This is a genomic window from Gemella morbillorum (assembly GCF_900476045.1).
Lineage (GTDB): Bacteria > Bacillota > Bacilli > Staphylococcales > Gemellaceae > Gemella > Gemella morbillorum.
Genome location: NZ_LS483440.1, coordinates 1,416,470 through 1,442,693 on the forward strand (window position 1 = coordinate 1,416,470; position 26,224 = coordinate 1,442,693).

At 30.9% G+C, this 26,224-nt stretch carries 21 protein-coding genes; 2 read left to right on the forward strand and 19 right to left on the reverse strand.

Annotation, left to right across the window (positions count from 1 at the left end; all coding sequences use genetic code 11):
- Positions 1-28: 28 nt before the first annotated feature.
- Positions 29-1,009, reverse strand: coding sequence for a thiamine pyrophosphate-dependent dehydrogenase E1 component subunit alpha (locus tag DQN46_RS06820; protein WP_004632773.1), 981 nt, complete (start codon positions 1,007-1,009; stop codon positions 29-31).
- A gap of 551 nt (positions 1,010-1,560) precedes the next feature.
- On the opposite strand from DQN46_RS06820, the gene DQN46_RS06825 reads away from it, so the two are divergent.
- Complete coding sequence (locus DQN46_RS06825) at positions 1,561-3,207, forward strand: L-lactate permease (RefSeq protein WP_004632774.1); 1,647 nt, start codon at positions 1,561-1,563, stop codon at positions 3,205-3,207.
- A 387-nt stretch (positions 3,208-3,594) separates the two neighbouring features.
- On the opposite strand, the gene DQN46_RS06835 is transcribed toward DQN46_RS06825, so the two are convergent.
- From DQN46_RS06835 to DQN46_RS06850, 4 genes are all read right to left on the reverse strand, one after another.
- Positions 3,595-4,743, reverse strand: coding sequence for a mannitol-1-phosphate 5-dehydrogenase (locus DQN46_RS06835; protein ID WP_111743486.1), 1,149 nt, complete (start codon positions 4,741-4,743; stop codon positions 3,595-3,597).
- Between the two features lie 33 nt (positions 4,744-4,776).
- On the reverse strand, positions 4,777-5,220 hold the full coding sequence (locus DQN46_RS06840) for a PTS mannitol transporter subunit IIA (RefSeq protein WP_111743487.1): 444 nt from the start codon (positions 5,218-5,220) through the stop codon (positions 4,777-4,779).
- 163 nt (positions 5,221-5,383) lie between these two features.
- Positions 5,384-7,366: a BglG family transcription antiterminator gene (locus DQN46_RS06845; RefSeq protein WP_111743488.1), complete on the reverse strand. Its 1,983-nt coding sequence runs from the start codon at positions 7,364-7,366 to the stop codon at positions 5,384-5,386.
- Positions 7,367-7,517: 151 nt separating this feature from the next.
- The gene (locus DQN46_RS06850; RefSeq protein ID WP_111743489.1) at positions 7,518-8,951 is read right to left on the reverse strand and encodes a PTS mannitol transporter subunit IIBC; all 1,434 of its coding nucleotides are present in this window, start codon (positions 8,949-8,951) and stop codon (positions 7,518-7,520) included.
- A gap of 328 nt (positions 8,952-9,279) precedes the next feature.
- Here DQN46_RS06850 and DQN46_RS06855 point away from each other — a divergent pair, with 328 nt between their 5' ends.
- On the forward strand, positions 9,280-9,675 hold the full coding sequence (locus DQN46_RS06855; protein WP_111743490.1) for a hypothetical protein: 396 nt from the start codon (positions 9,280-9,282) through the stop codon (positions 9,673-9,675).
- On the opposite strand, the gene DQN46_RS06860 is transcribed toward DQN46_RS06855, so the two are convergent.
- The 14 genes from DQN46_RS06860 to DQN46_RS06930 all read right to left on the reverse strand — a co-directional run bounded on the left by DQN46_RS06860 (position 9,672) and on the right by DQN46_RS06930 (position 26,076).
- Entirely contained in the window at positions 9,672-10,271 is a 600-nt protein-coding gene (locus DQN46_RS06860; RefSeq protein WP_111743491.1) for a glycerol-3-phosphate acyltransferase, read from the reverse strand. The two genes, DQN46_RS06855 and DQN46_RS06860, sit on opposite strands and share 4 nt — an antisense overlap.
- Entirely contained in the window at positions 10,268-11,233 is a 966-nt protein-coding gene (locus DQN46_RS06865; protein ID WP_004632782.1) for a lysylphosphatidylglycerol synthase domain-containing protein, read from the reverse strand. The genes DQN46_RS06860 and DQN46_RS06865 overlap by 4 nt, the downstream gene beginning before the upstream one ends.
- A 102-nt stretch (positions 11,234-11,335) precedes the next feature.
- The gene (locus tag DQN46_RS06870; RefSeq protein WP_224207411.1) at positions 11,336-11,716 is read right to left on the reverse strand and encodes a hypothetical protein; all 381 of its coding nucleotides are present in this window, start codon (positions 11,714-11,716) and stop codon (positions 11,336-11,338) included.
- Between the two features lie 94 nt (positions 11,717-11,810).
- Complete coding sequence (gene mtnN / locus DQN46_RS06875) at positions 11,811-12,494, reverse strand: 5'-methylthioadenosine/S-adenosylhomocysteine nucleosidase (RefSeq protein WP_111743493.1); 684 nt, start codon at positions 12,492-12,494, stop codon at positions 11,811-11,813.
- 4 nt (positions 12,495-12,498) lie between these two features.
- A complete protein-coding gene (greA, locus tag DQN46_RS06880; protein ID WP_111743494.1) occupies positions 12,499-12,987 on the reverse strand; it encodes a transcription elongation factor GreA in 489 nt (162 codons plus the stop codon).
- 48 nt (positions 12,988-13,035) lie between these two features.
- Positions 13,036-13,662, reverse strand: coding sequence for a uridine kinase (gene udk / locus DQN46_RS06885; protein ID WP_111743495.1), 627 nt, complete (start codon positions 13,660-13,662; stop codon positions 13,036-13,038).
- Positions 13,662-14,933, reverse strand: coding sequence for a peptidase U32 family protein (locus DQN46_RS06890; RefSeq protein WP_111743496.1), 1,272 nt, complete (start codon positions 14,931-14,933; stop codon positions 13,662-13,664). The genes udk and DQN46_RS06890 overlap by 1 nt, the downstream gene beginning before the upstream one ends.
- Positions 14,934-15,010: 77 nt before the next feature.
- Complete coding sequence (locus DQN46_RS06895) at positions 15,011-15,937, reverse strand: peptidase U32 family protein (RefSeq protein ID WP_111743497.1); 927 nt, start codon at positions 15,935-15,937, stop codon at positions 15,011-15,013.
- Between the two features lie 18 nt (positions 15,938-15,955).
- A complete protein-coding gene (locus tag DQN46_RS06900) occupies positions 15,956-16,390 on the reverse strand; it encodes a hypothetical protein (RefSeq protein ID WP_111743498.1) in 435 nt (144 codons plus the stop codon).
- A gap of 14 nt (positions 16,391-16,404) precedes the next feature.
- The gene (locus tag DQN46_RS06905) at positions 16,405-17,052 is read right to left on the reverse strand and encodes an O-methyltransferase (protein WP_111743499.1); all 648 of its coding nucleotides are present in this window, start codon (positions 17,050-17,052) and stop codon (positions 16,405-16,407) included.
- Between the two features lie 208 nt (positions 17,053-17,260).
- Positions 17,261-18,241 carry a phosphate acetyltransferase gene (gene pta, locus DQN46_RS06910; protein WP_004632792.1) on the reverse strand — a complete coding sequence of 327 codons (981 nt, stop codon included), beginning with the start codon at positions 18,239-18,241 and terminating at the stop codon, positions 17,261-17,263.
- 188 nt (positions 18,242-18,429) lie between these two features.
- Entirely contained in the window at positions 18,430-19,701 is a 1,272-nt protein-coding gene (gene murA, locus DQN46_RS06920) for a UDP-N-acetylglucosamine 1-carboxyvinyltransferase (protein WP_111743500.1), read from the reverse strand.
- A 208-nt stretch (positions 19,702-19,909) separates the two neighbouring features.
- Positions 19,910-24,250 carry a PolC-type DNA polymerase III gene (locus DQN46_RS06925; RefSeq protein WP_111743501.1) on the reverse strand — a complete coding sequence of 1,447 codons (4,341 nt, stop codon included), beginning with the start codon at positions 24,248-24,250 and terminating at the stop codon, positions 19,910-19,912.
- A gap of 125 nt (positions 24,251-24,375) precedes the next feature.
- Positions 24,376-26,076 carry a proline--tRNA ligase gene (locus tag DQN46_RS06930; protein ID WP_111743502.1) on the reverse strand — a complete coding sequence of 567 codons (1,701 nt, stop codon included), beginning with the start codon at positions 26,074-26,076 and terminating at the stop codon, positions 24,376-24,378.
- Positions 26,077-26,224 lie beyond the last annotated feature (148 nt).

Sequence of the window (26,224 nt, forward strand, 5' to 3'; positions counted from 1 at the left end):
ATTATTTAAATTATTTTAAACTAAAATATTAGTCAGCGTAGTTATCTTGGAACGCAATTGAACCATCAGCAAATGGTGATTCTTTAGCAAATTCTACTGCTTCGTTGATAGTTGCTATTGATCTATCTTCAATTTCTTTTAATTCTGCTTCTGTAGCAATTCCATTTTCTAATAAGTAATTTTTATATTTTACGTTAGGATCTTTAAGTTTCCATTCAGCAACTTCTTCACGGCTACGATATTTACCAGCATCAGAAGCTGAGTGTCCAAACCATCTGTAAGATACTGCTTCTACTAAAACAGGTCCTTTACCACTTCTAGCGTGTTCGATAGCTTCTTGCATTGCATCATATACTGCTAATACGTCATTACCATCTTCTACATGGATTCCTTTGATTCTATATGAAGCTGCACGCTCAGTAATCTTTTCAACACGCATACATCTTTCTTGCGCCATTGAGATACCATATTTATTATTGATTACGTAGAAAATAAGTGGTAAATCCCAGTTAGATGCCATGTTTAAGCACTCATGGAAGCTTCCTTCGTTAGTAGCACCATCACCCATACAGCAAATAACAATATTTCCTGTTTTTTTCATTTTTTGAGCTAGAGCGGCACCAGTACTTAATCCGTGTCCACCACCTACGATACCATTACATCCCATGTTTCCTTGTTCAAGGTCATAAACGTGCATACTTCCACCACGTCCTTTACATTGACCCGTTTCTTTACCTAGGATTTCAGCCATCATACGATCAATTTCTATACCTTTAGCAATAGTTTGACCGTGACCACGGTGATTAGAAAACATTAGGTCTTCTTTTCTTAACGGATAAATAGCTCCAACGTTAGCCGCTTCCTCTCCTACTGAATAGTGAGTCATACCGTGAACTAAACCACGAGAGTATAGTTTACTTAACTCCATATCAAAATCTCTAATAAGGTGCATTAGTTCATACATTTCTAAATGCTCTTGTTTAGTTAAATCTTTTGATGTTTTTACCATAATAACCTCCAAAGTTTGTGTATATATTTATTAAATGTATATAAATTATGTTTTAATCATATATTACGTTTATAATATACAACGTTTCTTTTTAAAAGTCAAATTTCCAATCTCAATAAAATAATAATATTTATCTAGATAAAATTTGGCGATTTGTATCAATATAAAATACCTCTGTGATGATACAGGATTATAAATTTTTGCTTATTTACTATATAATATCATTTTTTAAATCATAAATTTTTATGAGTATTTATCGTCTTTTTTATGAATACAGAATAATAAATATAAATTCTATTAATCTTTAAATTATTTTTTTTAATAATATATATCTTTTTTTAATTTTTATTATTAAGAACAATATTTTTGTATTTTACAGCTTTTCCAACCTTAATTTATATTTTTTAGTATTTTATAAAAATTGCACTTAATTAGTAATTTTCTTAAAAATATGTAAACTTTATATTGCAGAATTCAAGCAAAGCTATTGCATAAATATATTTTTTGGGTGTATAATCCTATGTACTAAAAAACTTAGAAGGAGTATTAAAATGTTTTTAAATACTGTTTGGAGTCAGCAATACAATCCAAGCGGCAATATTTGGGTATCTGCCGCCATCGCTGTGCTTCCTATTATTATTTTTCTTATTTCATTAGTTATCTTTAAATTAAAAGGTTATACAGCAGGGGCTTTAAGTATTCTGAGCTCAGCTATTATAGCTTATACCTTTTATAAAATGCCAGTCGACAAAATTGCTGGTGCAGCTGAACAAGGAGTAGTCTCAGGTTTATGGCCTGTTGCTAGCATTGTTCTATCTGCAATATTTTTATATAAACTAACTGTCAAAATTGGATGTTTTGACATTATAAAACAAAGTATTTCATCAATATCATCTGATAAAAGAATTCAAGTTCTTCTTATTGCATTTTCTTTTAATGCGTTTTTAGAAGGTGCAGCCGGTTTTGGAGCACCTGTTGCTATTACTGCTGCTATTTTAGTCGGTCTAGGTTTTAAACCTTTACAAGCTGCTGCTATCTGTTTAGTTGCAAATATTGCTGGTGGTGCTTATGGTGCAATGGGTATTCCCGTGACAATTCCAGCAAGTCTTACTGAGTTAGATGCAGTATCTCTAGGGAAAGCTACTTCGATTATTTTATGCCTAGTAACACTTATCGTAACTTTCTTATTGGTATTTATGGTAGATGGGCTTAAAGGAATAAAAGAAACTCTTCCTGCAATTTTAGTTTCAGGTGGATCTTTCGCTATCACACAGTTTATTTTCTTAAATTTTGTTGGTCCAGAATTAGTTGATGTAGTTTCTGCAATTATTAGTTTACTTTCATTAGTTATATTCTTAAGATTCTGGAGTCCAAAAAATATTTTATCAATAGAACAAAATATACTGGAAGAAAAACAAGAACTCTCTCTAAAAAAAGTAACTACAGCTTGGTTACCATTTATTTTATTAACTTTATTTGTTACTATTTTGAATACTAGTTTCTTTAAACAATTAATTCAAAACGGTAACCCCAAAATTGGTCAAAAACCTGGAGTTTTAAATTCTTTAATCTTTAATTTTCCTTATTATATAGATGGTACTGTAGCTAAAGTTGCTCCTATTACTAAGGATCCTACACCTATAAAAGCTATATTTAGTTTTGCACCTTTTACGTCAACTACTACAGCTATAGCTCTTGCTGCTATTCTTACTATAATAATTTTTAGAGTACGTGGTCGCATAATTAAACTAGTTTTAAAAGAAACTTTCCTTGAACTTTGGTCACCTATTCTTACTATATGTTCAGTTTTAGCATTTGCTTATATTTCTACATACTCAGGAATGTCTTCTACTTTAGGATTAGCATTAGCAAATACCGGAAAAATATTCCCATTACTTTCTCCTATTCTAGGTTGGATTGGAGTATTTCTTACTGGATCTGTTGTTAATAGTGGTTCACTATTTGCAGGTTTACAATCTATTACCGCTTCTCAGATTGGTGTAGATCCTACATTATTAGTAGCTGCGAATATCACAGGAGGAGCTATCGCAAAAATGATTTCACCTCAGTCAATTGCTGTTGCTGCTGCTGCTGTAGGTTTAGTAAATAAGGATAGTGAGATTTTCAAAGAAACCATTAAATGGAGTATTATCTTACTTATTTTTGCAGGTATACTGAATTTAATACTTACACATTAAAAAAAGAAGAGTTGACAAATAAGTCAACTCCTTTTTCTATGCTACATGCTCATTACAATGGCAATCTCCTGTTTTACAGTTACCGCACTCGCAGTCTTCTTTTGCATTATGACAACCGCACTCGCAGCCATCTTGACATTTACAAGTACCTTCTTTGCAATTGCCGCATTCGCAATTTTCTACAGCATCATGACAATGGCAGTGATGTTCACATTCACATTTATTCATTTTAATATCCCCCTTCGGTTTCATATATTTTAATTTTATACCGGTTATAACAGTAAAGTCAATAGATTTTCGTCTAAAGGAAACATTTCGATTTATAAACAAAAAACACTAGTAAAGTAAAGAATCTTAAAGAAAATTATTTCTTCAAGATTCCCATTTTTATATTAACTTCTCGTAACTATCTTTTATTTTATTTAACAATACTTCATCAGTTAATTCTGTTACTTCACGTAGTGTTTCAACTACACCTTTTTCTACGATTAACTCCGCAAGCTTTAGAGATTGTTCATCTTCAATTGATTTAAATGTCAGTATATATGAACATGCTTTTAATAAAGCTGAATTAGGCAATCCTAACTCCTCAGTTTCCCTAATAGGTTTAATAAATCTTTCATTATAACCTAATTTTCTAATAGGTGTGCGACAAATTCTAGAAACATTGTCTACTATACGAGGATTCTCAAAACGTTTAATAGTTTTATTTCTATACGCTGTCATCTCCTCTTTAGAAAATCCCCATTTTTTCTCAAGCAATGCACTAGTTTCTTCTAAGACAGCAATAAAGTCTTTTCTAACTTCTGTATGCTTGGCTCCATCAGATACCAACTCTATACCTAAATAGTTAGCTATGTAACTAAGAGCGGCATGCCCCGTATTTACTGTGAATAATTTTCTTTCAATAAACGGATTTAAATCTTTTACGTAGTGTACATTTTCTATATTTTTATTTTTTTCTACTTTTATCTTATCTTCTTCTATAACCCATTCACAAAACTTCTCTACTTCTACTAATAGTACATCCTCATGCTTTTGGGCTGGAACTATTCTATCTACCGCTGAATTCGGAAAACCTACACATGCCTCTACAAATTTTTGTTCTTCTTCTGTAAGCTGCTTATAAATTTCTTGTTTTAGAAAATCTGATCCTGCTATCATATTTTCACAAGCAATAATATCTAATAATTTTGTGTTATTATTTGCAACTTTTAATTTCAAACCTTCTGCAATATCTTTTGCTATTATAGGTAGCACATTTGGTCCTATAGATGTAGTAACGAGTTCGACCTCTCCTATAGCTTTGTAAAGTTCTTCTTTTTCCTCCGCTATATTTAAAGCATCAAAATTATTTAGCTCTATTTCTTCTATATTCTCATCTAATATTTTTATAGTATATGTGTCACGGCATTTTAAACCATTGACTACATCTTTATTAATATCTACAAATGTTATATGATATCCCGATTTATTAAGTAGTTCCCCTATAAAACCACGTCCTATATTCCCTGCTCCAAAATGTAAATTTTTCATTATAATACCTTCTTAACTTATATTTAGATTTTATTATTCTACTTCTGACAATAAAGTTATTACTTCTTCTTCCGTAGCTGCATTCACTAGTTTAATAACATTTTCTTGTTCAGAACAGAAAATTGCAATTTTTGATAAAAGTTCCAAGTGCTCTCCATCTTTTCCAGCAATACCAAATACGATAAACACCATTTTATCTTCAGTATCTTCTGGCTTAGAAAATGAAACTCCTCCTGGTATTTGTATTATTGAAATTCCTGTGCTTTTTATCGATTTTTTAGCCTCATCTGTCCCGTGCGGAATAGCGATAAAATTCCCCATATATGTCGATACTATTTCCTCCCTTTCTAACATTGCTGGAATATAGTCAGCATCAACATATCCATTTTCTACTAAGATTTCTCCAGCTTTTCTTATTGCTTCTTCTTTATTACTAATTTCTTGCCCTAACCTAATATCTTGTTTTTTTAAATTCATCTTAGATTCTCCTTCTAGTTTTATGCTTTCTTAATCTTTATAAATTTATTATACCTTGTCATAATTATCTAAACAATATCAAAGTCGGCAAAATAATCTTTGCCAAAATAGAGTTATATAAAAATGATGGCTATCAGTAATTTTTTACCGATAACCACTATTCTTATAATTGGAGTATATAATTTTTTAAAATTAACTCTACTTTTGTTAATATAAAATTCTTGTTCTTACTAGTTAGAGCTTCTCCAAAAATCTTATCATCCAATATAGCTATACTTATTTGACTAAGTAGTTCTGTATACTCTTGTTCATTTGGACTTACCATAATTATAAAATATTCAACCCTTTGTTCCTCTCCCATTGCATCTTTCATAGCCAGAACATTGTTAAGTGAACATATTATTATAAACGGTTCTGCTAGCTCTTTATCTAATGTATGGAAAAGAGCTATATCGGTATTAGGAATTACAACCGAACTTTTGTTATGTCTATCTAATAAACTATCAACTATTTCCTCTTTATTATTTATTACTAATGCAGAGTTTTCAAATATATTATCCAATATCTCTTCATTATTTTTTGTATTATCAGCTACAATATACTCTGTATTTTTTAAAATTATTTGGCATGCGCTACCTAACTTATCTATATTAAATGAATCCTCGCTCTTAACAAAATCATTTCTTTTAAAACTTCGACTAGCTAGTATTCTCTCCTGTATCAAACTTATATCTTTTTCTTTAAGTATAGTTGGAATTAGTAAGTAATCAATATCTTGCTCTAACTCAATCGTTGAGATAACTACATCATAATTGTTCACCAATGACTTCGTTACTTTGCTTGGAATCGTATATTCTAAATTTTTTATTTCTGGAATATTTTTTCGTATTTGACTACCTAATATTTTGGAACTTCCTATTCCACTAGCACATATTACCAGTGCTCTAATAAAGTTTTTTCGATATATTTGTTCAAAACTAGAAGCAAAATGAATAACTATGTAACTTAATTCTGTTGAATTAAAATTTATTTCATCAAAAACAACAAGTAGTTCTGATTTTATTATCAAATATAGTTCATTATAGTTTTTCAATACAAACTCAAGCAATTCATCATTTTCTTCTGTTAAATTCATTTGGTGTCTTTTGATAGCTGATTCTACATGAGCAATAAGACCACTTGAAAGATTGGTATCTTGTGTAAAATCAATATTCATTTTTTCTGATACATATTTTATCAATAAATTTATTTTATACACTAATGTATATGAGTACTTATCGTTAAAATATGAAAGTTGTTCTATTAAACGACAAGTTTTCAATATTTTAATAAGAAATTGGATAATATCTTCTGTAATATCAAAATCAACAATCTCTTTAGAGGCATTTAATAACGATATAATACTATTATATTCTTGAGCTGTAAAGTTTTCTTTAATCTCAGTTGTATAAGATATTCTAAGAAATACTACATTTAAACTTATAAGTATTTTCTTTATACTTGAATCTGTGTATAAATTAAAGACATCAAGATGTTTATTTTCATAAAATACTTTTTTTATAAGGTCAAAATTCAAGAATTTTATAAAAGGATTACTTGATAAAATATCACGATTATTTAATCTAGTGAAGAACTCTTCATCACTTATTTCATTGCATAATAGTGAAATCAGCAATACTCTACGGTCTACTTCCTTACCTTCTATTTCTATCCCTTGACCTTTTTTTCTAATTAAAGTTAATTTATAGTCAAATAATATTTTTTCTATTGTAGTTATTGTTGATGCTACTGTATTGTAGCTAAGCATTAATTTTTCAGAAATATCTTTTATTGAAGTGTCTTCATTTAAGATTAAAAAGCACAATATTAAAGTTAATCTTGTTTCTGTTGAATATGCATAATCTTCAAAATTCGTCTCAAATAATGATGAATCTAATGAAGATACATTTCCCTTTAGTATATACCTAGACTTTTCCTTAACCAGCTCTATTCCTAATCGTTGAAGTGAATCTTCTAAATTTTTTATTTCTCTATATAGTGTTCTCTCTTTTATTTTTGTTGCTTTGGCTATTTCTTTTATACTTAATGCTTCACCAATATTTTTCAATAAAATTTGTAGTATAAATTTTTCGCGTTCGTTAAACATACAGCCTCCAAGTTCGTTAAAAAATACCAAAAATTATCTTCTTTATAATTATAAAATTTATGACTCCCTCTTAGTAATGCAGATTGCTTTGCCTAAGAAGAAGTCATAAACACTACCGTTTCTATTCACAAAATATTATATAGTTTTTTACCTATTTTTGCAAATTCTCAACGATTTCATCATATTTTGGACTATTTAGGAAATTATCTACTGAAATATGTAGAGCTTTTCCATTCATTTGTTTTGCTCGTGGAGTTAATTCATTTTGAGTTACAATTAATAATCCACTTTCTTCAGTTAAGTTTCTGATTGCTACATTTGTTACTTCATAATCAAGTCCTGCTTTTTTCACTTTATTACGTAGAATAGATGCTCCCATTGCTGAGCTTCCCATTCCTGCATCACATGCAAAGATAATTCTCTTAACATCTGCATAAGATGTTTCTCCATCAGTTCCCACTGAAACTTCTTGTCCTTTTGCTTCGGCTTTCATACTGCTAACTTGGCTTTGTGCAGCTTCTAAATCACCTTCACCTTTATCACGTTTTAAAATAATACTTGCGATAACAAATGTTACTAGAGTAGAAACAATCACACCTGTTGCAACTGCAAAATAACTTCCTTGTGCTGTTTGAGCAAATACTGCTAAAATACTACCTGGTGACGCCGGGGCACGAAGTCCTGCATCTAGTAATTGGAAGGTTGCTGTACCACTAACTCCCCCTGCCATTGCTGCAATGATTAATGAAGGTTTCATTAAAATATATGGGAAATAGATTTCGTGAATTCCACCAATAAAATGAATAACTGCTGCTCCTGGTGCTGATGCTTTTGCTGAACCTTTTCCAAAGAACATATATGCAAGTAAAATACCAAATCCAACACCTGGGTTGGCTTCTAATAAGTATAATACAGATTTACCTGTATTTAATGCTTGTTCTGTTGCTATTGGAGTTAAAATTCCATGGTTAATTGCATTATTTAAGAACAAGATTTTTGCTGGTTCAATAAAGATATTAGCAAGTGGTAATAAGTGTGCGTTAATTATAACATCAACTCCAGCACTTAGTGCATTTGTAATAACCTTAACAACCGGCCCAATTCCAAAATAACCTAAAATTGCTAAAATGAAACCTAATATACCAGCAGAGAAGTTATTAACTAACATCTCTAATCCAGTTTTTATTTTTGGTTGAACAGCCTTGTCAAATTTTTTCATCAAGTAAGCCGCTATTGGTCCCATAACCATTGCTCCAAGGAACATTGGTGTCCCACCTAAGCCTTTTTCTGTAATAGTTACTGTCCCTACTATTACACCCATAGTTGCAATCGCTGCAACCACTCCTCCACGTTCATCATGAACATTTTTACCAGCTGAATAAGAAATTAATAGTGGTAATAAGAAAAAGATCATTGGTGAAACTAATGCTGCAAGTTGAGCATTTGGCGCCCATCCTGTTGGAATAAATAAAGCTGTAATAAGACCCCAAGCGATAAAAGCACCAATATTTGGCATTACCATACCTGAAAGTGCAGTACCAACTTTTTGAACTAAGACTTTTAGCCCGTTTTTATTTTCGTTCATAAATATAAATCTCCTTTGTTTTTTCTTTAACTTATAAATTCATTATACCTTTTGATTTTTGTACATACAATATCAAAGTAGGCAAAGTAAATTTTGCCAAATTGAAATTTTGTCAAAATTACTTGATGCAACAAAAAATTGAAAAAAAAACTATGGTATAATAAAATAAAGAAAAATATAAGGGGAAAAATCCATTAATTAATATATCATTAATTTTATTATTAGATAATTGTTGATAAAAATAAAATACCTACTGAAAAAATTATTTTAGACATTTTGTTCAATTTCTTGGCTATTGTTTTATTTATTATAGGAGGTGCGCTTATCTATGAAAAAAAGTAACTATTTATTTGGTTTTTATATTGTATTTATTACAATGTTAGGGATTTATGCTTATACCTCAACACCTTTATTTTATTATTTATCGCTTCCACCTTATATTGGAGGTGGTTTTTGGTTTTATTTTCGAGAAAAAGAGAAATTGGAAATAAAAACAACTAGAATTTTAACATTACTTAAGTTTGAATGCACTACCTATTGGCCTTTTATTTTAATTTTCGTTTTATTGTTATTTGTTTATAATTCTAAGCTATCTATTGGAATTCCATATTATCCTCTTCTTTATCTTATTGTGGCTATCTTATTGATACTCTATATTACAATACGCTATAAACGCTCAAGTTTAGTACGTCAAGAAATCAAAACAAAAAAATCAGTTCATTAACGAACTGATTTTTTTATTTTCTTTACACTAAAGTACTTATCAAATGATTCTTCTATATCTTTTATCGCTACTACACTTAATAATACAACTGTTATTATAAATAATCCTAGTATTAAAAATTTAGGATTTTCTACATAATTCAAATACGTAATAAGTGGTAAACTTGAATAAAAACCTATAGTTAAACTTTTAACAATAATTCCTATTACTAATGTGCATAAAATTAACACTAAAACTAAGTTAAGTGACAATGCAGTCATGCAACCAAAAAATGTTGCTACTCCTTTTCCACCTTTGAAGCGGAAAATTATCGGTTTAATATGTCCTAACACTACTAAAACTATCGCACTATAAATGACCCAATCATTAGCATTTAAAATCTTAAGCATAATAACTACTAAAAAACCTTTGAAGAAATCTACTACTAATACAAAAACAAATGATCTTGCTCCTAGTACTCGTCCAGCATTTCTTGCACCAACATTTCCTGAGCCTTTATTTGTAAATTCTTCTTTATAAATTTTTTCTAATAACTTGCCACCCATTATATTCCCAAGAAAATAAGCAACAATAATATAAATAATATTTGTAATCATAATTTTTCTCCTCTCTTTAGTTTATCTTTTAATATTTTAAGTCCTTCACTTAGGAACATTAAACATCCTATTGAAAATGGTACTACATAATATGCTAAGCGATATATGATAATTGTTGCACCGATAATTTCAGGATTAATGCCTAGATTTTTTAAACCGATTAATACTAATGTATCAAAAGTTCCAAGTCCTCCAGGTATCATCGTGAGTAACCCTACTATTGAGGCGACTATAATTACACCCATAACTTGAAGTTCTTTATCTGCTACTACATCTCCTGTATAAAAGTAAAGAATAACTAAAATAATTATTGCGGCAAAAACCCATTCTAAAAAAGAAATAATTGTAAGTTTTACACTCAAATATCTATCTGTACGTATTCTAGGTTTTCTTAAATTAAAAAATAAATATAACGGTAAAAACAATGACATTAATAATAATGAATAATAGAAAATTTCATTACCTTCATATAATGCCTGCCCGGGAAAAACATTTAGTACTACAAAGATTGATAGTAAACTTATTCCAGACAGCATTGAAACTAAAATCATTCCAATTGCAGTTACAAGTGTTTTTCCATTTTTTGTATACGGCTTATACATATAATACCTTAAGCCTGCTCCAATAAATCCTCCAAAACCTAATACCATGTTCAGCGTATTAGTCATGAAACTTATTTTAAAAATTCGCAATGAGGACATATTCTTCGTAAGATTAATCGCTTTCAAAACAAAGTAGTCGTATAAACATAAAATACTTATACCTAAAAGACCTAATAACAGGATAAACAAGAATCTTACATTACCTATCTGTAAAGTTAAATAATGTATTTTTTTGAAATCAAGACTTATAATTTCTTTTTTAAAATAAGAAAAAATCAAATAAAATATTAACAATCCTAAAACTATTTGAACTATATTTTTTAAATAATTAAAAGATTTTTTATCTTTCATATTTTGCATTTTACTTTTCCTTAAATAATATTTTTCTTACTAATCATAACATTTTATAATATTTTTTTCAATACAATTAGTTATTTAGCCATATAGCAATTACTATTTACACTAATCAACATATTCATATAATTCCCTTTGGTAGGTATTATATAGTTCTGGATAACCTTTTTCTACCGCTACCAAAAATGTTTTCCTAATTTTATTGACTTTTTGAACATATATAACAAGAAATATTAATATCAATATTATTACATACATTAAAACTATTCCCAAAAAGACCTCCATCTTCATATGATGACCAGTAAACACTCCTAGACTTAAAACAAAAGCCATACACAATAATACTATTCCCATAGCAACTCTTAAATTTTTTCTATATCTTCTATATTCACTTTTGACAAATTCAAAAATTTCGTCCAATTCTTCTATACTATATAGACCTTTACTGATAGCTTTTAAAGTACCTCTAGGAAGAGTATAAGAACTCAAAACTAAAAAAAATGCGATGACATACTTATCCTCCTACATTTAATAAATATTTCAGCAAAGAAAAGCACCTACTTTCCTTTGCTGATTAATTGTATTAAAGTTTTTTTATCAACTCTGTCGTTAATATAGACGAGTTTACTGCAGCAATTCGTAGAAATTCATCAAAGGTTACACGTGTTCCTTCTTCTGCTTTATCACTTACACTACGGCAAACAATAAATTTCGTTCCGAACTGATAACAAGTTTGAGCAATTGCTGCTGCTTCCATCTCCACTACTTGCATAGTCGGAAAGTTAGATAAAATATTCTCTTTTAATTCTTTATTAGAAATAAAAGAATCTGACGTTCCAACCAAACCAAAATGAATTTTGTGATTCGGCAAGTTGATTTCGGCTGCCAATTTTTGCAAATATTCATCACTTTTGTATACCGCAGGCATTTGAGGTACTTGGCCTAATTCATAACCAAATTCTGTTGCATCTACATCAAAATGACGAACTTCTGTAGCAACAATCATATCTCCTATTTCCATATCGCCTTGCAATGCTCCACAAGTACCTATATTAATTACATATTCAGGTTTATAATGATCTAATAATAATGTAGTCGCAATTGCAGCATTAACCTTTCCAGGTAGACTCAACATAAGAACAATATCACGACCTTCATATCTACCTTCATAAAAGCTTACATGAGCAATCTTCTTCTCTTGCAAGTTTTCTATCTTTTCTTTTATGATTGCCACTTCTTCTGGCATTGCACCTATCAAAGCTATCATAGAACTATTCAACCTCTAAGATTTTAATATCCATTGAATCCTCTGGACCAGTCGGAAGAGATACTTTTACCACATCTCCTACTTCTTTTCCTAATAGTGCTTGCGCTACTGGAGAGTCATTAGAGATTTTGAATTCAAATGGATTAGCTTCTGCACTACCAACAATTTTATAAGTTTCTGTCGCTCCATTTGGCAATTCTTGATAAGTAACTGTATTTCCTAGACGAATTGCACTAGATTTTTCATCTAATTCAATGATTACCGCATAACGAATCATTTGTTCCATTTCAAGAATTCTTTGTTCTATAAATCCTTGCTCATCTTTTGCTGCATCGTACTCTGAGTTCTCAGATAAGTCCCCAAAACTACGTGCTACTTTAATTTTTTCAATTACTTCTGGACGTTTTACTTTTTTATAGTGTTCTAATTCTTCTACAAGTTTATCATAACCTTCTTGGGTCATTTGATATTCTAATTTTTCTTCTAAAGCCATAACTGTACTCCTTTTTTTAGTCTACTCTTTATTATATCGTTTTTTTAATTATTTTGCTAGTAGGGATTTAATTTTTGTTATCAAAATATCTACCGCAATATCGTTATATCCTCCATCAGGAATAATAATATCTGCGTATTGCTTTGTTGGTTTTATATACTTTTCATGCATCGGTCTAACAGAAATCAGATATTGATTAATAACCGATTCAACAGTTCTTCCACGTTCATTAATGTCACGCAATAATCTTCGTAAAATACGCAAATCACTTGGTGTATCAACAAAAATTTTAATATCCATAAGTTCTCTAAGTTTTTCAGAGTATAGACCAAACATACCTTCTATAATAATTACATCACGTGGCTCTTGATGTTTTTTTTCATCGCTACGCGTGTGGTTGACATAGTCATAAACTGGAAGTTCTACCGCTTTACCTTCGATAAGTTCTAACAAATGATTATATAACAATTCATTATCAAATGCATTCGGATGATCATAGTTTGTTTTAACTCTTTCATCCATAGTCATATGACTTTGATCTTTATAATAGTAATCTTGTTCGATTAACGCTACTTTATCAATAGTTAATTCATCGATAATTCTTTTTGTAACAGTAGTTTTTCCGCTACCACTACCACCGACAATACCAATAATTTTAGGTCTTTTAGCTGTCATTAACGTCCCATTTCCTTTCTCATCATGTTACTCTTAAATACTCTAGAATCTATTTTTGTTCTAATAATTTGAAGCGGGTGCCTTGCTGCATCTAGCAGTTCCCCATCTTCATCATAAATCTCTCCTATAACCTGTCTAAATGTATCAATCTCTGGTCCAAAGAATTCCACTTCTTGCCCAGTTTTGAAAAAGTTACGTTGTTGGATAGTTGCAATTTGCGTTTCTTCATCATAGTGCAATACTTGACCAACAAAGTCGTAATTCGTTTTCTTACCACCTTCATTACCAAACATTTGTTCAGAATATTTTGGTATTTCGTAGAAAAATGACATTGCTGTATCACGGTTAGCACATTTATAAAGTTCTAATTTATATTCTGGTGTCATTTTAAAGTTATCTGGATCAGCACAATAATCATCGATTAATTTTCTATAAACACTTGCAACAGTTGCTACATAATGAATTGATTTCATACGACCTTCTACCTTTAACGAATCAATTCCAAGTTCAATAATTTCTGGAACAGCTTCAATAAGAGTCAAGTCTTTAGGACTCATTGCATAAGGATTAGCGTTCTCATCAAATAGTTTTGTATCTTCTTCAACACCTTCTTCATAAAGGTCGTAATTCCAACGACATGATTGACAACAACCACCACGGTTACTATCCCTTGCTGTCATGTAGTTACTTAATGTGCAACGTCCAGAATATGCTATACACATCGCACCATGAACAAACATTTCAATTTCAACATTAGTTTTTTCACGGATTTCTTTAATCTCTTCATATCCAGTTTCACGTGCGAGAACAACACGATGAACTCCTTCACTTTCCCAATAACGAACCTCTTTGTAGTTTGATATTGATTGCTGAGTACTAATATGTACTTCAACATTTGGAGCAACCGTTTTACATCTTTCGATAATAAATGGATCGGCAACGATAATCCCACGAACTCCTGCGTCTTGTAGTGCTATTAAAAATTCATCTAAACCCTCAAAATTCTCATCATGAGCTATAATATTTGCCGTCACATAAATATCTGCACCATATTTTGCTGCAAATTCGCAACCTTCTTTTATTTCTTCTATTGTGAAGTTGTCTGCATTGCTACGAAGCCCGAACTCCTGTCCGCCTAAAAATACTGCATCTGCTCCATAGTGAACTGCCACTTTTAATTTTTCTAAATTTCCTGCTGGAAGAAGTAATTCTGGTTTTTTTGTGATTACTCTCTTCCCATCAATAATTTCTGATATATTTGGTATCGCCATAAGTTTAAGTCACATTCAAGTATGACCTATCCTCCTTGTCATATAAATTTAGGCTTATTATAGGTAACCTACCCTTTTTAATACATAGTTTTTTTATAGAAGAACCCTAAATCTACCTCACGATATTTAGGTTTAATTCTTTCTATATCATTATAAAAATCTTGCTTTTCATCTTCATATGCTTCTTTATCTTCATAATACAGATCAATGGCATCACGATAAATTGTTGTTACTTCTGTAATATACTCTTCATCTTTTAAAACACCTTCGATTTTAAATGCAGTTACTCCTACCTCTATAAGACGATCTAACTCTTCTATCGCACAAATATCATTTGCACTCATAATATGTGTCCCATTTGAGTCTTCAAAAATCGGATAACGTTCATTTCTATCTTGACTGTATAAAAATAATTTTTTTGAATTACTATATTCTTCTATATAATTTTCTTTATTACTATACATGAAGTAATTATCAACTAATTTTCTCACAGATTGGAACATGCACAACATTCCTTGTACTTGAACCTCAATCTCGTAATTACTTTTACCAGTAATTTCTAAAATCTCATCGATTGTAAGTTCTTTTGAAAGACATGTTCTGTAAGCGCCACGTTCTCCCCAATAGTTACATGAAAATGAGTTTGTCGCTAATGTGTGTGGATCCCATTGAAGTTTGAAATCTAATCCTTCTTCTCTTAATATTGTAATAATAGTAGGTTCTCCAAAAATTAAAGCATCCACCTCTAGTGTTGCTAAGTAACGAAGATAATCTACTAAATCATCAAGATGCTCATTATGGAAAATTGCATTTACGCTAACGTACGCTTTTTTCCCTGCTTGATGAATAACTTCTATTGCTTTTTTTAATTCTTCTCTTTTAAATTCTCCAGCAAGACGTAAGCCATATTTTTCTTCACCTATTACAAAGCTATCTGCTCCAACATTAATAAGTTCATAAATATGCTCTATACTTTTTGGAGTTACTACTAACTCTACTGTCATTTTAAATCCTCTCGTTAATTAAATTTTATGAGAATAACTCTCTTTTTTCTTCATTAAAAATAAATTATATCTTTCATAATAATATTTTGTAGTTGCTGCCAAAATCCCATGTTCAACTACTATATACTCTTTGTTACCTATTTTTTCAGATGATGCATCTCCCCCAAAAAACAACATAAATACACTTATAAAAAGGGTGACACCCGTGCTAATTACCAAAATAATAAACTTAATAAATATTGAAGCTAAAGAATTACTAGAAAAAACATGTATTCCCCTTAAAAGTATTTCCCATCCTTTGACAATTATTAATCCTACCGTCAAATAATAAATGTATGGAAAATATAGTATTATTAGACTATATTCTGTAGTACTTTCTATTATTGCCTCTACAACAATTAATATAAATAGTATAATAAAATATATAATTAAAAAAATATTGAACTTCCTCATATATTAATACTCCTTTATTTTCTTGTTGTTATTGCTATTCCATCACCAAAAGGTAAAATTACACTTTCATAATTTTCATGACTTAATAACCATGTATTATAATTATTTATTTTTCTCGAAAGTTGTTTTAAATCTCTACTGTGTCTAATAATACTAGGATCAGCTACCATTCCTTTAAAAAGAACATTATCTGTAATAACAACAACATCATCAGAAAAATATGGTTCATATAATTCAAAAAACTTCCTACTTTGACTCTTTGCGCCATCAATAAAGACTATATCATACGGTGCATTTTTTATTACTTCATCTTGGAGTTCTAGTGCATCTGCGTGAAGTAATGTTATTTTATCATTTAGATTTCTTTTTTCTATATTTTTTTTCGCTTCATTATACATCTTATCATCACGTTCTATAGTTGTAACATTACATCCAATTTTTTCTGCAAGTTTTATTGATGTATAACCGATAGCAGTCCCTATTTCTAATAAATTTTTTGCTTTTTTGATTTTCAACATTTGAATTAAAAATCTAATTCCAATTTTGTCAATTATTGGCACTCTATTTTCTTCTGCAAAATGTTCTAGTTCTAAATAAAATTCATCAAAGTCTTCTAATAAATCTATTACATATAAATCGTCTTTTGATTCTATCGCAACCATGTTTACCTCCATATTTATACATCATTATATAATAACATATAACAACTTGTAAATGCAATTATAAAGACTAAAAACAAAGTCTTTCACACAATATAGTTTATCATATAAAATAAGAATAAAATTATTTTATACCATTATCTAAAATAACAAAAAATCACCAAGATTTCAGTGCGAAATTTTGATGATTTTTTAATAAATTTTTTATATTTTATTCAGCTAATGATTGAGTAGCTGTAATTAACGCAAGTTTTAGAACATCTTCTGTTGAACATCCACGAGATAAATCGTTAACTGGTGCGTTCAATCCTTGTAAGATTGGTCCTACTGCTTCAAATCCACCTAAACGTTGAGCAATTTTGTACCCAATATTTCCTGCTTCTAGACTTGGGAAGATAAATACTGTTGCATCCCCTTGAATTTCTGAGTTAGGAGCTTTTAGTTTAGCTACTGGTGGTACAAAGGCAGCATCAAATTGTAATTCTCCTCCTACTGGAAGTGTCGGAGCTTTTTCGCGAACCAATTTAGTTGCTTCAGCAACTTTTTCAGTTTCCGGAGTTACAGCTGAACCCATAGTTGAGAAACTTAACATAGCAACTTTTGGATTAATATTGAATGCTTTAGCTGTTTTAGCACTTTCTACGGCGATTTCTGCAAGAGCTTGAGCATCTAATGAAGTATTAATCGCACAGTCAGCAAAAATAAATCTTGATGCGTTACGAGACATAATAAATGCTCCACTTGTACGGCTTACACCTGGTTTTGTTTTGATAATTTGAAGAGCCGGACGAACAGTATCTCCTGTTGAGTGAATAGCTCCTGATACTAACCCAGCAACTTCTCCCATATATACTAACATTGTTCCGAAATAGTTAACATCTTTTAATAGAACGTGAGCTTTTTCTTCTGTTACTTTTCCTGCACGACGTTCGATAAATTTAGCTAACATTTCATCGTATTTCTCATAGTTTTCATGATCGATAAATTCAATACCTGAAACATTTAAGAATAATGGTTGAGCTATTTTTTCAACTTCTTCTTTTTTTCCGATAAGTACTGGTTGCACGTAGCTAGTAGCACTAAGTTTTACCGCTGCTTCTAAAATACGCTCATCGTATGCTTCTGGAAATACTATACGAACCTTTTTCCCTTCTAATTTTTCTTGAAGTTCAACAAATAAATTGCTTGTCATCTTCATATCCTCCTAATTGTATATAATATCTTTAATATGTTTTATTGACTTTAAACTAATAGCATCAATTAAACTTCCTTTTCCCAAAATAACATAGCCTAATATTGTTCCTATATAAAAAACAAATATAATTATTCCTATATTACGCAAATATCGTAAAAATTTATTTTCTATCCTCATACGAATACCTACTCATCTATTCTTTGAATATCTGCACCTAAGTTTCTCATTTTTTCTTCAATGTCTACATAACCTCTATCAATATGATAAATATCGATAACCTTAGTAGTTCCAGTAGCCATCAAACCTGCGATAATTAGAGCTGCTCCAGAGCGAAGATCCGTTGCTCTTACAGGTGCTCCTTCAAGGTGAGCTGGTCCCTCTAATAAAGCACTTCGTCCTTCTATTCTTATCTTCGCATTCATTCTTCTTAATTCTTCTACATGCATAAATCTATTTTCAAAAACTGTTTCTGTAATAGTACTTGTCCCTTTAGCAAGTAAAGTAAGTACACTCATGATAGATTGCATATCTGTTAAAAATCCTGGATGTGGTAATGTTTTAACATCAACTGGTTTTAACATATCCAATTTATTACTTACGCGCATAGTGTCTTCATCTACTATTTTGATATTTACACCCATTTCGCGCATTTTGCTCACTAAAGCAACATTATCTTTGTAAGGTGCTCCTTTTATCAAAACGTCTCCTTTAGTTGCTGCTGCTGCAATCATGTAAGTAGCCGCTTCTACTCTATCTGACATAATTGTGTATTCAGCACCTACTAATTTTTCAACACCTTCTATTTCTAAAATAGATGTTCCTTTCCCAAAAATTTTAGCTCCCATTTTTATTAGGAAATTAATCATATCTTCTATTTCAGGTTCTTGTGCTGCATTCACTATAGTTGTTTTTCCTTTTGCTAAACAGCTTGCCATTATAACATTCTGTGTCCCCCCAACACTAGGGAAGTCAAAGAATATTGTTGAACCTTCTAATTCTTTTTCAGCGCGCGCTTCAACGAATCCAGCATCTTGAATAATTGTCGCTCCTAAAGCTTCAAAACCTTTCAAGTGTTGGTCTATCGGTCTACTTCCTATTGAACAACCACCTGGCATAGCAACTTTAGCGCTTCCTTCGCGTGCTAACATTGGTCCTAACACTAAAAATGAAGCTCTCATTTTGCTAACAAATTCGAATGATGCCTCTGTTAACAACGGTTTTGTTGCATCCATCTCTAATGTATTTTCTTCTGGTTTATAATCTACTTTTACTCCTAATGACTCAAATAACATACTGATAGTTTTTATATCAGAAAGCTTTGGAACATTATAAAATTTACTAGTACCTTCTGTTGCTAATAATCCTGCTGCCAGTATTGGCAACGCAGCATTTTTTGCTCCAGACACCTGTACTTCTCCTATTAAAGGTTTCCCGCCTTTAACTACAATCTTTTCCAAGTTGTTTCCTCCGTATCTTTATTCACATTTCTACATTTATTATAGTACCACAAATTAATAAATAAATAAAGTTTTACTTTATATTTATAGTGGAGTTACAGAGAAAATATATTTATACTTTATTAATATTATTTATAATTCTACTAAATAAATCTTTGCTTTCGGTAACTCTCTTATGCAATTATAAATTTATAAAACTATATTTTTATTATAATTCATCAAAAAATGATAATTGCGCTCTTTCTGGTAATCCTTTTAGCGTACCCATTTCTCTTAAATACTCAACAACTGTTGAAGATACACTACCTCGTTTAGAAAAATCTTCAATAGATAAAAATGGTTTTTCCAAACGAGCTTGAACTATTTTTTTCGCGACGTTGTCACCAAGTCCTGGTACTATAGAGAATGGAGGAATCAACGTATTACCTTCCATTATATAATCATGACTTGCTGATTTTTCTAAATCAACTTTAGAAAATGTGAATCCTCTCTCCATCATTTCATTTGCTATCTCATAGCTGACTAAAGCATCCTTATCTTTGGCTGTTAATTCATTTTTATCTGTTGTTTTTATTTCTTCTATTTTAGCTTTTAAGCTCTTTTCACCTTTTACAACCGTGATAATATCAAAATCACTTGCCCTTACGCTATAGTACGCACAATAATAAGTTAGTGGTTGATGAACTTTAAACCATGCAATACGTAATGCCATAAGCACATAAGCACAGGCATGGGCTTTAGGGAACATGTATTTAATCTTTTTACAAGAATCTATATACCAGGCTGGCACATCATTTTCCTTCATTGCCGCTTCAAAATCTTCTGTAAGACCCTTACCTTTACGAACATTTTCCATTATCGTAAAAGCTAGTCCTTCTTCCAAGCCTGCATGAATCAAATAAACCATAATATCATCACGACATCCTATAACATCTTTTAACTCGCATGTTCCATTACGAATTAATTCTTGGGCATTTCCTAACCAAACATCCGTCCCATGAGATAATCCTGAAATTTGGACTAGCTCTGAGTACGTTGTTGGCTTTGTATCATCTAACATTTGAATTACAAAGTTTGTTCCAAATTCTGGAATACCAAAAGTTCCACTCGCTGAGTTAACTTGTTCTCTTGTAACACCCAACGCTTCTACTCCAGAAAATATTCCCATAACTTCTGGATCTGATACGTCAATTGTTTTTGGGTTTATACCTGATAAATCTTGAAGCTTTCTAATCATCGTCGGATCATCGTGACCAAGTATATCAAACTTCAAAATGTTATCATGAATCGAATGGAAGTCAAAGTGAGTAGTTCTCCACGAACTTGTTTCATCATCTGCAGGATATTGATAAGGTGTGAAATCAAAAATATCCATATCATTAGGCACAACTAAGATTCCCCCTGGGTGCTGACCAGTAGTTCTCTTAGCTCCCTCACATCCTGCTGCAATACGCTCCAAGTCAATATTCCTTTTTTCTATCTCATTCTTTTCATAATAGTCACGCGTAAATGAATATGCAGTTTTTTCAGCAACAGTAGCAATTGTTCCCGCACGATATACATAATCTTCACCAAAAATCTCTTTTGTAAAATTATGTGCTGTTGCTTGATATTCTCCAGAGAAGTTAAGATCAATATCTGGAACTTTGTCCCCATTAAATCCTAAGAAAGTTTCAAATGGAATATCTTGTCCATCTTTTGTCATTTTAACATCACAATGCGGACAATTTTTATTAGGCAGGTCAAACCCCGAAGCGTATTCTGCATTTAAGAAAAATTCGCTATGTTTACACTTAGGACAAACGTAGTGTGGGGCTAATGGATTCACTTCCGTAATTTCCATCATTGTTGCTACTAATGAAGAACCAACAGATCCCCTTGATCCTACTAAATATCCATCATCAAGAGATTTTTTTACAAGTTTATGTGAAATAAGATAAACAACCGAAAATCCATTACCTATTATTGAAGTTAACTCTTTTTCTAGACGTTTTTCAACGATTTCCGGTAACTCTTCTCCATATATTTTGTGTGCCATACTATAACTTAGATTTCTAACTTCATCAGCAGCTCCTTCTATATTTGGAGTATAAAGTTTATCTTTAAGTGGCACAACCAATTCTATTTTATCAGATATTTTATGAGTATTTTCTATTACAATCTCTTCACGAAGTTCTTTATCTAAAAATGAAAATTCTTCTAACATTTCTTCTGTTGTTAAAAATGTCGCCATCGGTTTAATATCACGCGCACCTGGATTATTCTTAACAGAAAGGCGTAAAATTTGACGATAAACATGTTGATATTCATCTAAATAATAACAATCACCTGTTGCCACTACTATTTTACCTTTTTTCTTTGAAAGACTTATTAGTTTCTTCAAAATAATTTCTAATTCAGTCTTATCAGCTATTCTTTCATTCGTAATAAAACTTTCATAGTGATTCATAGGCTGGATTTCTATATAATCGTAGAAGTCTATAATACTTTCCACCTTGTCTTCTTTTGAATTTAATAATTCTTCGAAAACTTCATTTTCGCTATTACCACTCCCGATTAGTAAATCTTGACGATACTGTTCAAGAAGACTGCGCGGAATTGTCGGCTTTCCTGATGATAAATATTCTGTACAACTATACGAAACTAACCTAAATAAATCTTTTAACCCTTTGGCATTTTTCACCAAAATAGAACAAGGGAATGTTCGTGATCTTTTATGTGCAAATTTCAAATCTATTTTGTTATCAATCTCGTTATGATGTTCAATACCTAATGCATAAAGTTGATTCAGCATTTTTATAAAAATTTCAGCTGTTGCTTTAGTATCGTAAATCGCTCTGTGGTGTTGAACTAAGCGTACTTTATACATTTTTGCCAAATTACTAAGTCCATGTCGTTTAGCTTCTTTATTTTCCGCTCTTGAAATAAATAGCGTATCAATACTAGCATTATTTTTATTTTCTAAACCTAAGCGTTCAAAACTCTTGTCTATAAATCCTAAGTCAAATTTTGCATTGTGGGCAACAAGAATATCATCTTCGTCCAACCAATTATAAAAATCGGTCATTACTTCTTTTTCAACAGGAGCATCTCGTACATCATCATCTGTGATGCTCGTAAGTCGTGTAATTAATTCTGAAATTGGTCGTTCGGGATTAATATAACTTTCAAAACTATCAATTTCTGCTCCATTTTTTACTTTTACAGCAGCAATCTCTATTAGTCTATCGCGTTCAGCTGATAATCCTGTTGTCTCAACGTCAAACACTACATAAGTAGCCTCTCTTAGTTTTAATTTTTTAGGATTAGTTGTTGCTGTAATACTATCATCCATTATGAATGCATTAAGTCCATAAATAGGTTTTATATCTTTTCCTTTCGAACCTAAACAAATCTCTGGATATGCTTGAACACCATAAGTATCTGTAAAAGCAATCGCCTCATGCCCCCAAGCTAGAGCACGAGCTAAATAATCTTTCGCCGTAGATATCCCTTCCAATTGACTCATTTTTGTATGAGTATTTAGCTCTATTCTTTTCTTTCCAGAATAATTATCCTTTTTCTCCTCTTTAGCTACAACCTCGATAGCTTTTGGTTCAATAATTGTATCACGAAGATACGGATCATTGCTAACTGTTCCATGAACTTTTATCCATTGACCTTTTTTAAGGCCTTTAACAAGTTCTATTAATTCATTACGGCGTTTATTTTGAAATTTAGGATTTGGATTATTTCCAAATAATCTAAGAAGGATAGAATCACTATAATCTGTAAGTTTTAATCGATATTGAGTAGAACCGTTTCTATGAACTATTTCTTCTGTTCCAAATACTTGTGCCATTATTACAGCATCGCCAGCATATCCTACTACATCTTTTATTTCCACTATATCTTCATCTTGTATTTCTTTTCCATAACGATTGCCGCCGCCATTCTTAAATACATTTTTTTCTGTTTCTTTAATATTTTTTTTAATTTCTTTTTCTGCTTCTTCTAATTTTGTTATTTCTTTGTTTATTTTCTCTTCCTGATTTTCAAGAACAGCATCTACATCTGTCTTTGAAAAAATTGGTCTAATATCTTTTAAAGTAATTCCTAAATTAGCATAACTACCTAGAATCTGTGATTTTTTCTCATTTATAAAATTATTCCAAATAGATGGAGCCATAATATTAAGAGATAAAATATTATCCTTAACATCAATCTTACTGAATAAAATACTCTCCAATAATACTGGAGCTAGCTCAGAAAAGTTCTCTAATATTACAAATTTCCAATACTCTTTTATTTCCTCAATAGATACTTTCTTCTCAATATTTAAACAATATTTAACAAGGTACTCTCCTTGAAAACTTTCTCTTAATTTTTGAATAAATAATGCAAATTCTTCTGAAGAAGGCAAACTTCTACCACTAAAGTTAAAAGTCCACATTTTATTTTTATTATCTTTTTCAATATTGTCTAAAGAAAAATTAGTAAAATTTTCATTTGCCAATTTCTTTTCTAATTCAAGTGTTTTCACTAACAGAGAAAAATGTTCTTTACTCATAATTCCTCCTAAATTTATTTTAATTCTATTACAAAATACATCTCCTATTATACTATAAAATACCAACTAAAAATAGGTTTTAATTAAACTTATTTTAGTCGGTATTTTTTTTACCTTATTATTTTTTATTTATAAAATTGTTCTACCTTAGCTAATACTTCTGTTATTGATGTATCAACTTTTTCTAAAGTTTTTCTTTCCTTAACTTCAACAATTCCCTCAGTAGCTTTTTTACCTACAACAACTTGAAGTGGAATACCAATTAAATCAGCATCGTTGAATTTAACCCCTGCACGTTCTGCACGATCATCATAAAGAACTGTATATCCTGCTGAAGTCAATTCAGCATAAAGTTTTTCACTAAGTTCTAATTGTTCTTGTTTTTTCACATCAACGCAAACTAAGTGTACTTGAAATGGAGCTACTTCTTTTGGCCAAATAATACCTTTTTCATCATTATGTTGCTCGATAATTGCAGAAATTACACGGCTAACACCTATACCATAACATCCCATGTAAAAATGATTAGCACGTCCATTTGCATCTAAATATGTAATATTCATCGCTTCAGAATATCCTTTTCCAAGCTCGAAAACTTGACCTACTTCAATACCTTTAGCAAATTTAATTTTTCCTGATAAATCCTCTGCAATATCTCCTTCTTCAATCATACGAAGATCATAATAAGCATCGACTTCATAGTCACCAGGATTTACATTAATGTAGTGGTATCCTTTTTTGTTAGCTCCACAACTGTGATTATACATATATTTAATCGCATTGTCTCCGATTACTTTACAATTTTTAATACCAAATGGACCCATATAACCTACAACACTTCCCATAACTTCTTCAATTTCTTGTTCAGTTGCCATTTCAACTTCAGAAGTTCCAGTTGCTTTCATGAATTTAATATCATTAAGTTGGTCATTACCACGCATAAGAACTAGATAAAATTCTCCATCAGCTTTTAGAGCTAATGCTTTCATCGCACGATTAACTTCAACTCCACAGTATGCTGCAATATCATCAATTGTTTGTTGATCTGGAGTTTCAAGAAGTTCACGTTCTTTTTTCTCAAATCCTGAAGGCATTGTGTAGTTTTGTTCTACTACCGCAGCTGTTTCTATGTTAGCCGCGTAATCACTCTCTTCAGTATAAGCAATTGTATCTTCTCCAATTTCTGCTAAAGCCTGAAACTCATGAGTATAACTTCCTCCAATATTTCCTGAATCAGCCTTTACTGCACGATATTTCAGTTCAAAACGGTCAAATATATTGCTATACGCATTATAATAATCTAAATACGTTTCACGTAAAGATTCTGGTGAATCATGGAATGAATATCCATCCTTCATAATAAACTCTTTACCACGAAGTAATCCTAAACGCGGACGCATTTCATCACGGAATTTAGTTTGAATTTGATATAAATTCATTGGTAGCTGTTTATACGAAGTCAGCATATTATTTACAGTTTGACAGATAATTTCTTCAGCTGTTGGGCTAAGTGCATATCCTGCCCCTTTTCTGTCTTTAAGACGCATAAGTTCATCGCCCATTTTGTACCAGCGACCAGATTCTTTCCAATAATCTTCTGATTGCAATAATGGCATTAACAGTTCTACCGCACCAATTTTATCATGTTCTTCTCTTATTACTCTTTCAATATTTTGAATTACTTTAGTAGCTAAGGGAAGGTAAGTGTAAACTCCCGCAGATACCTGCTTCACCATCCCCGCCTTAATAAGCAACTTATGACTGATTGCCTCTGCAGAGGATGGTACTTCTCTTGTTGTTGGAATAAACGTTCTTGATTGTCTCATAACAATACCACCTCTCATTTTTAAAATTACTTTTATTATAACATAAAATATAGTTTTTTTTACATAAAACTACTCTTTTAAAAAAATTTATTCTAATATTCAAAATAAAATTATTTATTTCAATAATAACTATTTTAAATTTAGTTCA

What these genes read in the sequence shown, in the direction of transcription:
- DQN46_RS06930 (WP_111743502.1), bottom strand. Translation starts at nt 26,076, where the DNA reads ATGAGACAATCAAGAACGTTTATTCCAACAACAAGAGAAGTACCATCC.
- greA (WP_111743494.1), bottom strand. Translation starts at nt 12,987, where the DNA reads ATGGCTTTAGAAGAAAAATTAGAATATCAAATGACCCAAGAAGGTTAT.
- DQN46_RS06890 (WP_111743496.1), bottom strand. Translation starts at nt 14,933, where the DNA reads ATGGCGATACCAAATATATCAGAAATTATTGATGGGAAGAGAGTAATC.
- DQN46_RS06835 (WP_111743486.1), bottom strand. Translation starts at nt 4,743, where the DNA reads ATGAAAAATTTACATTTTGGAGCAGGGAATATAGGACGTGGTTTTATA.
- DQN46_RS06850 (WP_111743489.1), bottom strand. Translation starts at nt 8,951, where the DNA reads ATGAACGAAAATAAAAACGGGCTAAAAGTCTTAGTTCAAAAAGTTGGT.
- DQN46_RS06900 (WP_111743498.1), bottom strand. Translation starts at nt 16,390, where the DNA reads ATGAGGAAGTTCAATATTTTTTTAATTATATATTTTATTATACTATTT.
- DQN46_RS06925 (WP_111743501.1), bottom strand. Translation starts at nt 24,250, where the DNA reads ATGAGTAAAGAACATTTTTCTCTGTTAGTGAAAACACTTGAATTAGAA.
- pta (WP_004632792.1), bottom strand. Translation starts at nt 18,241, where the DNA reads ATGACAAGCAATTTATTTGTTGAACTTCAAGAAAAATTAGAAGGGAAA.
- DQN46_RS06865 (WP_004632782.1), bottom strand. Translation starts at nt 11,233, where the DNA reads ATGCAAAATATGAAAGATAAAAAATCTTTTAATTATTTAAAAAATATA.
- DQN46_RS06845 (WP_111743488.1), bottom strand. Translation starts at nt 7,366, where the DNA reads ATGTTTAACGAACGCGAAAAATTTATACTACAAATTTTATTGAAAAAT.
- DQN46_RS06840 (WP_111743487.1), bottom strand. Translation starts at nt 5,220, where the DNA reads ATGAATTTAAAAAAACAAGATATTAGGTTAGGGCAAGAAATTAGTAAT.
- DQN46_RS06825 (WP_004632774.1), top strand. Translation starts at nt 1,561, where the DNA reads ATGTTTTTAAATACTGTTTGGAGTCAGCAATACAATCCAAGCGGCAAT.
- DQN46_RS06895 (WP_111743497.1), bottom strand. Translation starts at nt 15,937, where the DNA reads ATGACAGTAGAGTTAGTAGTAACTCCAAAAAGTATAGAGCATATTTAT.
- DQN46_RS06820 (WP_004632773.1), bottom strand. Translation starts at nt 1,009, where the DNA reads ATGGTAAAAACATCAAAAGATTTAACTAAACAAGAGCATTTAGAAATG.
- DQN46_RS06905 (WP_111743499.1), bottom strand. Translation starts at nt 17,052, where the DNA reads ATGGTTGCGATAGAATCAAAAGACGATTTATATGTAATAGATTTATTA.
- udk (WP_111743495.1), bottom strand. Translation starts at nt 13,662, where the DNA reads ATGACAGCTAAAAGACCTAAAATTATTGGTATTGTCGGTGGTAGTGGT.
- DQN46_RS06855 (WP_111743490.1), top strand. Translation starts at nt 9,280, where the DNA reads ATGAAAAAAAGTAACTATTTATTTGGTTTTTATATTGTATTTATTACA.
- DQN46_RS06860 (WP_111743491.1), bottom strand. Translation starts at nt 10,271, where the DNA reads ATGATTACAAATATTATTTATATTATTGTTGCTTATTTTCTTGGGAAT.
- mtnN (WP_111743493.1), bottom strand. Translation starts at nt 12,494, where the DNA reads ATGATAGCTTTGATAGGTGCAATGCCAGAAGAAGTGGCAATCATAAAA.